The sequence below is a fragment of the Microbacterium sp. genome (assembly GCF_003248605.1).
Lineage (GTDB): Bacteria > Actinomycetota > Actinomycetes > Actinomycetales > Microbacteriaceae > Microbacterium.
This window is the reverse complement of sequence record NZ_QFPF01000132.1, coordinates 1-5888: the sequence shown is the minus strand read 5'-3', so window position 1 is coordinate 5888 and position 5888 is coordinate 1. Positions and strand designations below refer to the sequence as shown.

Sequence of the window (5888 nt, the reverse complement as noted above, 5' to 3'; positions counted from 1 at the left end):
TTGCCATGGTGTCCTCCCGGATCGTTGGCTAGTGAATGTGACATTCACAGCCTAGGGGGAGGGTCAGACATTGCGGCGAGCGCGCGACAGCGCCCCGCCGGATCGTTCTCGGCGGGGCGCTGGCGGTGGGTGTTGCGCGCCTACTGGGGGGAGAGTGCGCTGGTGACCTGAGTCTTGATCTCTTCTGCTGCGAGGATCATCGCGCCGTCCCTGTGCGATTCGCCGTAGGCCGCGATCACTCCCGCGATAGCGCCCCATGCGTCGGCGGGCAGGCTCACTGGGATCGCTTTCGACCCTGTGCTCGATCCGCTCTGGTTGGTCATGGATGTCTCCCGAGTTGCTAGGTAGTGAATGTGATATTCACAGTTTAGAGAGGGTGTCAGACGTTGGGGTGAGCGCGCGACAGCGCCCCGCCGGATCGTTCTCGGCGGGGCGCTGTCGGTGGGTCAGTAGCTCTCGTCGGTGCGGGCGAGGGTGTCGACGATGCGCAGCCCGTCGTGGGTGGGGATGGTGACGGTGGACAGGAGCGCGTAGCCCTGTGTGCCGTAGGCGTTCAGGTCTTCCTCGCGCTGCTGGCGAGCGCGGTTGCTGGCGATCTCTCCCGCTGCCTCGGTGTACTGGCGGGTGTCGATCGTGATGAATCGAGTGCGGTTTGCCATGGTGTCCTCCCGGATCGTTGGCTAGTGAATGTGACATTCACAGCCTACGGGTGGCCTCCGACATTGGAGTTGCCCACGGGTATAGGCCTCGGTTTCGGTGGTTCGCGGACATGGCAGGGCGGTGCCCCGCGACCGTCGCCGCGCGGCACCGCCCCAGGGGCCGGCTATCCGCCGGGGCACTCCGTGTCGATGTCGTCTTGGTCGAGCGGCAACAGGCCGCACGCCTGGCAGGTCGTCGTGCCGGTGAAGCGGCCGCTCTGCCACTGATGGGCGAGGGGCGCGGCGGGTTCGTCGTCGGTGTCCATGGTGGCGGTCGCCCCGCAGTCCAGGCATCGGGCGGCGGTGTCTCCGTTGAGGGTGACGACGACGCCGGGTGTGCCGGAGAGCCATTCGACGTTGGTGTGGGTGCAGTCGCTGGTGGTCATGGTGTCCTCCGTGATCTGGTGAATGTGACATTCACAGGCTACGGGTGGCCTCCGACATCGCCCGCGGCGAGCGCGACGGTGCCCCGCCGGTCGTCCGGCAGGGCACCGCTGGCGGTCAGGCCGCGTCGATCGGCGTCCAGTCCCGCTCGTGGGCGGGGATGTAGTCGATGAGCGCGGCCAGCCGGTCACGCGCGGCCTGTAGTACCTCGATCTCGTCGTCGTTGCTGTCGCCCTCGGCGGCGGCGAAGGTGGCTTCGATCAGACCGGCGATCTCCTTCTGTGCGGCCTCGTCGATGAGGGTGAGGCGGGCGATCTCGCCGTCCGGGTATCGGGCATCCAGCGCGGCGGCGTCCTGGTAGTCGAAGGCCCATTGCTCGCCGAGGATCGCGAACGCCGCGGCGAGGTCGCGCTCGCGGTTGCCGGTGCTGATGGCGACGTAGCCGCGGCTCAGCTGCGCGCCGACGTGCGGGTGCAGGTTGGCGTGGTCGGGGCCGAAGGTGATGTAGGTGGTCATGGTGTCCTCCCGGATCGGTTGGTAGTGAATGTGACATTCACAGTCTAGGGGAGGGGCCGGACATTGCCGGTGTCGGTGGATGTTGCGAGGATGGCGGGCATGACCGTAGAGCACGATCCGAGGGCGTCGATCCTGAGCGTGAACGTCGCGCGGATGCTGTTCACGCTCGAAGTGTTCTGCGCGGGATTCGGAGCGGGTCTGGTCGGCGTCGCGATCGCGCGCTGGGATCTCATCGGGGTTCCTGCGCTTGTCGCGGCTGCGGGGGCTCTGGTGCTCGCTATCGGCATGGAATGGGTGCGTCGGCGCATCCCGCGCTGAGTGGCCGTAGGACGCGCGTGAGCGCCCCACCGGGGGAAGGGTGGGGCGCTCAGTTGTTGGGTGTCGCTATGCCTTCCAGACTCCCTGCCAGTCCTCGGGGAGTCGCACGCCGTGCTCGCCGTGCTCGTCGGTCTGGTGCAGGTACACGAGAACGTCGCCGGGGTCAGGATCGGCCTCGTAGATCGGCAGGGTGCGCCCGGCGGGGTTGATCTGGCCGACGCTGTTGTAGCGCACGTCCACGTCGATCGCGCGCAGGTAGCCGTCCTCGACGTTGACGTGCTGATCGCACCGCGGGCACCACAGCACGATGCGCTCGCCGTAGTCGGTCGGCTCGTCGAGCTCGACGATGCGCAGCGCGGGGAAGTCGGCTGCCTCGATCTCGTGCATGAGGCTCCACAGCCGGTCGATCAGGTCGTCGGCGGGGATGCGGGCCGCGGCGGTGGCCGCGGTGTCGGTAGTGGTCATGGTGTCCTCCTGGATGGTGCGCGCGGGCCTGCGGCGAGCGCGCGGCGGGTGGTGACGATGCGCACGCGGGCTCCGGGGGTCAGGCTCGGCGGAGCGACAGCGGATGCCTGTAGCGCGGCGGCGAGCGCGTCGTCGCTGTGTCCGGTCGGCTCGACGGTCGCGGTGCGAGCGAGCGTGTAGACCTTTCCGGGGTCAGCGGCCGGTGCGATCTTCGCCTTGGTGCGGGCGAAGTCGATCAGCACGTACTCGGTGCCGCGGAACCGGAACGTGTCGCCGGGGGTGCGGGTGAGCAGGGTGGTGGTGTCGGTCATGGCGTCCTCCTTGGACTCTCGACGGTGAATGTGACATTCACAGGCTACGGGTGGCCTCCGACATTGGCCGGGGCGGGCGGCGGCTCCGGTGGGTGCGCCCGCCCCGGCTGTGGGTCACTGCGCGGCGATCGCCGCGGTGATCTCGGCTGTGACACGCTCGCGCTTGGCGTCGGCGTCGTGACCCGGCTCGAAGTGGCCGAACGCGGTCAGGTAGGCCTCGATCTGGCCACGCAGGTACTCGGTGTTGCTGGCGTCGGCGTTGAGGCCGATGATCGCGTAGCGCGCTGCGCTCGCCGCCTGCTGCCATCCGCGCTGCGTAAGGCCGTGGGGGTCGCCCTCGGGGAGCGCGTAGCGCTGCTCGATCTGGCCGTCGTGCGCGGTGTACTTGGTGACGCTGCGCTCGGTGACCACGACGGCATCCAGGTAGTCCGGGTCGCCCTGCCCGCCGAGGGGCACCCACACCTGGGGGTCGGCGTCGGGGTGGTCAGCGTCGATGCGAGCGAGCAGGTTGGGCATCGTCGGGTCGAGGGTGAACGGGTCGCTGAGGCTGTAGTCGTCCCACGCCTCGCGCAGCTCGTTCGGCTCGATAGTCGTCCATCCGGCGTCGAACTCGGCGCGCAGCGGCGCGTGGAAGTGGATCGCGCGCTCGACGGCTGTGCGGATGTCGTGGACGTTGTTGATGGTCTCGGTCATGGTGTCCTCCCGGATCGTTGGCTAGTGAATGTGACATTCACAGGCTACGGGTGGCCTCCGACATTGCGCGGGGACATCGCGAGTGCGGCACAGTGACAGGGGAGTGCCCCGCCGGGGTGTCCGGCGGGGCACTCGGTGCGTTCAGCGGGAGAACGCCCAGTCGGGCAGGACGGCTGCCGAGCAGAGGGTCGCGACGATCTGGCTCATGCCGTGGTCAGGGTCGATCGCGAGGGCGCGGTCGGTGTAGACGGCGGCGTGAGTGGAGCGGCCCAGCGCCCAGGACAGCCACGCGGCGGCGGCGAGCAGGTTGGGGCGCTGCTGGTCGTCGGCGTAGGCGGCAAGGTGGCGCACGAGCGCGAGGCCCGCCGTCAGCCGGTCGGCGTCGGGACGATCGCCCTGCCCGTAGAGGGTGCGGGCGATGCTTTCGGGGATCGGTGCGCCCATGATCGAGTGGCCGATCTGCGCGGCCAGCGCGCGGGTGCCGTTGTCGAGGTCGGTGGCCCACTGGATGAGGGCCACGTCGCGCCACAGCGGGATGCCGATGCCGGTGAGCAGGAGCGCGGCGCGCCGGGTGTCGAGGTCGGCGGGGTCACCGGTCAGGGCTTCCTCGGCGACGGTGATGAAATCGGCCAGCGCGTCGTCGTCCATCCGCGCGGCCGCGAACGCGATCCGGGCCGCACGCGCCGGGTCGGCGTCGGGGATGCTCGCCCCGGCGCTCTGCGATGCGGCGACGTTCTCGCGCAGTGCGTCGGGGGTCGCGAGCTCGGTGAGCGGCGCTGGTGCCTCGCCGGTCAGGTGGCTGCCGTAGCCGTCGCTGGCGACGTAGAGCACGTCCACCAGGTGCAGCCCTTGGTGGTCGGCCACGTCGATGATCTGCTGGCCGAGATCGCGGGTGCTGGCCGCGTCCCCTGTGGCGTAGATCACAGCGGCCACGCCGGTCGCACGCGGCACGCGGCAGATGAGGCCCAGCCCGGTGTGCGCGAGCGTCGCGGCATCCGTGTCGAGGTCGAACCGCATGGCCCCGATGGTGCGGGTTGCCTCGAAGGGCACGAGCACGAGCGAGGCGTGCGGAGTGAAGCCGAGCAGCGCGGGCACGAGGCCGAGGAAGTCGCGCGGGGTGCCCGCCTTGATGGTGGTCGGTGTAGTTGCCATGGTGTCCTCCCGGAACGTTGGCTAGTGAATGTGACATTCACAGGCTACGGGTGGCCTCCGACATTGGTCGGCACACGCGAAAGCGCCCCCGCCGGAAGGGCAGGGGCGCTCGATCGCGGGCCGCGGTCTACTCGCTGTCGCCGTCCGTCGTGCCATCGCTCCACGCCACGGTGAAGTCCAGGCTCAGCGCGTCGATGATCTGGTCGAACGGGATTGACCCGTTGCCGTCATCGTTGCCGTGGATCGCGTAGAACCCGACGCGCTCGCCGTTCCAGTAGGGGATCACGTAGGCATCCCAGCCGCCCATCCACTCGGCGCTGTAGAGGGTGCCCGTCGCCGCCTCGGCGTGCTCGATCCAGCGGTGCACGATGCCGCTGATGTCGGCCTCGCACGCGACCCGGCGGTCATCGTGCCAGCCGGTGGCGGTGAGCAGCTCGTCGCCGTGGCGCTCGGTGACCACGCTGTAGTCGAAGGCCGCAGCAAACAGGTCGGTGTAGTCGTGCCCCCACTCGTCGGTCACGGTGACCTTCTCCACTCGGCGCGGCTCGACAGGCACGTCCGGCACCGGAACTCGCGTGCCTTCCAGCCCATCCGTCAGCCACCGCGCAGCCGCCGCGAGATCGCCCGACCCGGACAGCGCAGCACGTACCCGCGCGATCGACTCGGCGAGATCGTCGGGCACCAGGCCGCTCTCACGGTCGTTGCAGCGCTGCCCGCCGATGTAGGAGTACTCGATCGACCCGGCCTCGTCGGCATCCCGCGTATCCCACTCGATCCGCACCGCCACGACAGCGCCGGGGAACCGGCCCGATACCGCCTCGGCGAAGTCCTCCACGCCCTCCGGCTCGTACTTGGTGTTGCCGTCCAGCGCCCAGCCCGAACCCGTCACCGGGCCGAACGAGAGATCGCTGATGTTGCCTTCCAGATGACGCTCCACAGCCTCATCCAGCAGACGGCCCGCAGACCCCTCGGCATCCTCGATGTCGACAGAGACGGTGATGTAGTGCCCCATGGTGTCCTCCCAGGGTGTTAGTGAATGTGACATTCACAGCCTAGGATGGAGGTCAGACATCGAGGCGCGCAGCGCCGACCCCACCGCGACCGGTCTGCCCACCCCCGCCACGAGCATCGGGGGAGAGGGATGAGCCGGCTCCGCCGGCGGGCTCGCCACGAGGCCGCGAGAGCCCCGCAGAGGGCACCCGACCCGCTCCCGCACCACAGGCACCGGCCACCCTCGAAACGCCAGTCAGCGGGGCCGCACACCGCACCCACCGGAGGGCCGCGCAGCGGGCCGACCCCGCGCGCAGCGCCCGGCCTGCCGGGCGCCCGTCCCTGCGAGCGCAGCTCGCGG

Annotated in this window: 10 protein-coding genes; 1 reads left to right on the top strand and 9 read right to left on the bottom strand. The window is 69.7% G+C overall.

Features of this window, described 5'->3' with window-relative positions:
• Positions 1 to 140 precede the first annotated feature (140 nt).
• From DI573_RS13490 to DI573_RS13475, 4 genes are all read right to left on the bottom strand, one after another.
• Positions 141 to 278 (bottom strand): hypothetical protein, encoded by a 138-nt coding sequence (locus DI573_RS13490; protein WP_292815331.1) that lies wholly within the window; start codon positions 276 to 278, stop codon positions 141 to 143.
• Between the two features lie 168 nt (positions 279 to 446).
• Positions 447 to 659, bottom strand: coding sequence for a hypothetical protein (locus DI573_RS13485; protein ID WP_292815329.1), 213 nt, complete (start codon positions 657 to 659; stop codon positions 447 to 449).
• Between the two features lie 164 nt (positions 660 to 823).
• Positions 824 to 1084: a hypothetical protein gene (locus DI573_RS13480; protein ID WP_292815326.1), complete on the bottom strand. Its 261-nt coding sequence runs from the start codon at positions 1082 to 1084 to the stop codon at positions 824 to 826.
• A gap of 115 nt (positions 1085 to 1199) precedes the next feature.
• Positions 1200 to 1598 carry a hypothetical protein gene (locus DI573_RS13475; RefSeq protein WP_292815323.1) on the bottom strand — a complete coding sequence of 133 codons (399 nt, stop codon included), beginning with the start codon at positions 1596 to 1598 and terminating at the stop codon, positions 1200 to 1202.
• Positions 1599 to 1697: 99 nt separating this feature from the next.
• Between DI573_RS13475 and DI573_RS13470 the strand changes: the two genes are divergently transcribed.
• On the top strand, positions 1698 to 1916 hold the full coding sequence (locus DI573_RS13470; RefSeq protein ID WP_292815320.1) for a hypothetical protein: 219 nt from the start codon (positions 1698 to 1700) through the stop codon (positions 1914 to 1916).
• A 66-nt stretch (positions 1917 to 1982) separates the two neighbouring features.
• Here the strand turns inward: DI573_RS13470 and DI573_RS13465 are convergent, their stop codons facing one another.
• The 5 genes from DI573_RS13465 to DI573_RS13445 all read right to left on the bottom strand — a co-directional run bounded on the left by DI573_RS13465 (position 1983) and on the right by DI573_RS13445 (position 5549).
• On the bottom strand, positions 1983 to 2381 hold the full coding sequence (locus DI573_RS13465) for a hypothetical protein (RefSeq protein ID WP_292815318.1): 399 nt from the start codon (positions 2379 to 2381) through the stop codon (positions 1983 to 1985).
• Positions 2378 to 2692 carry a hypothetical protein gene (locus DI573_RS13460; protein ID WP_292815315.1) on the bottom strand — a complete coding sequence of 105 codons (315 nt, stop codon included), beginning with the start codon at positions 2690 to 2692 and terminating at the stop codon, positions 2378 to 2380. Before DI573_RS13460 ends, DI573_RS13465 begins: the two co-directional genes overlap by 4 nt.
• 114 nt (positions 2693 to 2806) lie before the next feature.
• A complete protein-coding gene (locus tag DI573_RS13455) occupies positions 2807 to 3385 on the bottom strand; it encodes a hypothetical protein (RefSeq protein ID WP_292815313.1) in 579 nt (192 codons plus the stop codon).
• 141 nt (positions 3386 to 3526) lie between these two features.
• A complete protein-coding gene (locus DI573_RS13450; RefSeq protein ID WP_292815310.1) occupies positions 3527 to 4537 on the bottom strand; it encodes a DUF4192 family protein in 1011 nt (336 codons plus the stop codon).
• 127 nt (positions 4538 to 4664) lie between these two features.
• Positions 4665 to 5549: a hypothetical protein gene (locus tag DI573_RS13445; RefSeq protein WP_292815307.1), complete on the bottom strand. Its 885-nt coding sequence runs from the start codon at positions 5547 to 5549 to the stop codon at positions 4665 to 4667.
• Positions 5550 to 5888 lie beyond the last annotated feature (339 nt).

Coding starts and splice junctions, on each gene's coding strand:
- DI573_RS13470 (WP_292815320.1), top strand. CDS start 1,698: ATGACCGTAGAGCACGATCCGAGGGCGTCGATCCTGAGCGTGAACGTC.
- DI573_RS13465 (WP_292815318.1), bottom strand. CDS start 2,381: ATGACCACTACCGACACCGCGGCCACCGCCGCGGCCCGCATCCCCGCC.
- DI573_RS13475 (WP_292815323.1), bottom strand. CDS start 1,598: ATGACCACCTACATCACCTTCGGCCCCGACCACGCCAACCTGCACCCG.
- DI573_RS13460 (WP_292815315.1), bottom strand. CDS start 2,692: ATGACCGACACCACCACCCTGCTCACCCGCACCCCCGGCGACACGTTC.
- DI573_RS13480 (WP_292815326.1), bottom strand. CDS start 1,084: ATGACCACCAGCGACTGCACCCACACCAACGTCGAATGGCTCTCCGGC.
- DI573_RS13485 (WP_292815329.1), bottom strand. CDS start 659: ATGGCAAACCGCACTCGATTCATCACGATCGACACCCGCCAGTACACC.
- DI573_RS13455 (WP_292815313.1), bottom strand. CDS start 3,385: ATGACCGAGACCATCAACAACGTCCACGACATCCGCACAGCCGTCGAG.
- DI573_RS13450 (WP_292815310.1), bottom strand. CDS start 4,537: ATGGCAACTACACCGACCACCATCAAGGCGGGCACCCCGCGCGACTTC.
- DI573_RS13445 (WP_292815307.1), bottom strand. CDS start 5,549: ATGGGGCACTACATCACCGTCTCTGTCGACATCGAGGATGCCGAGGGG.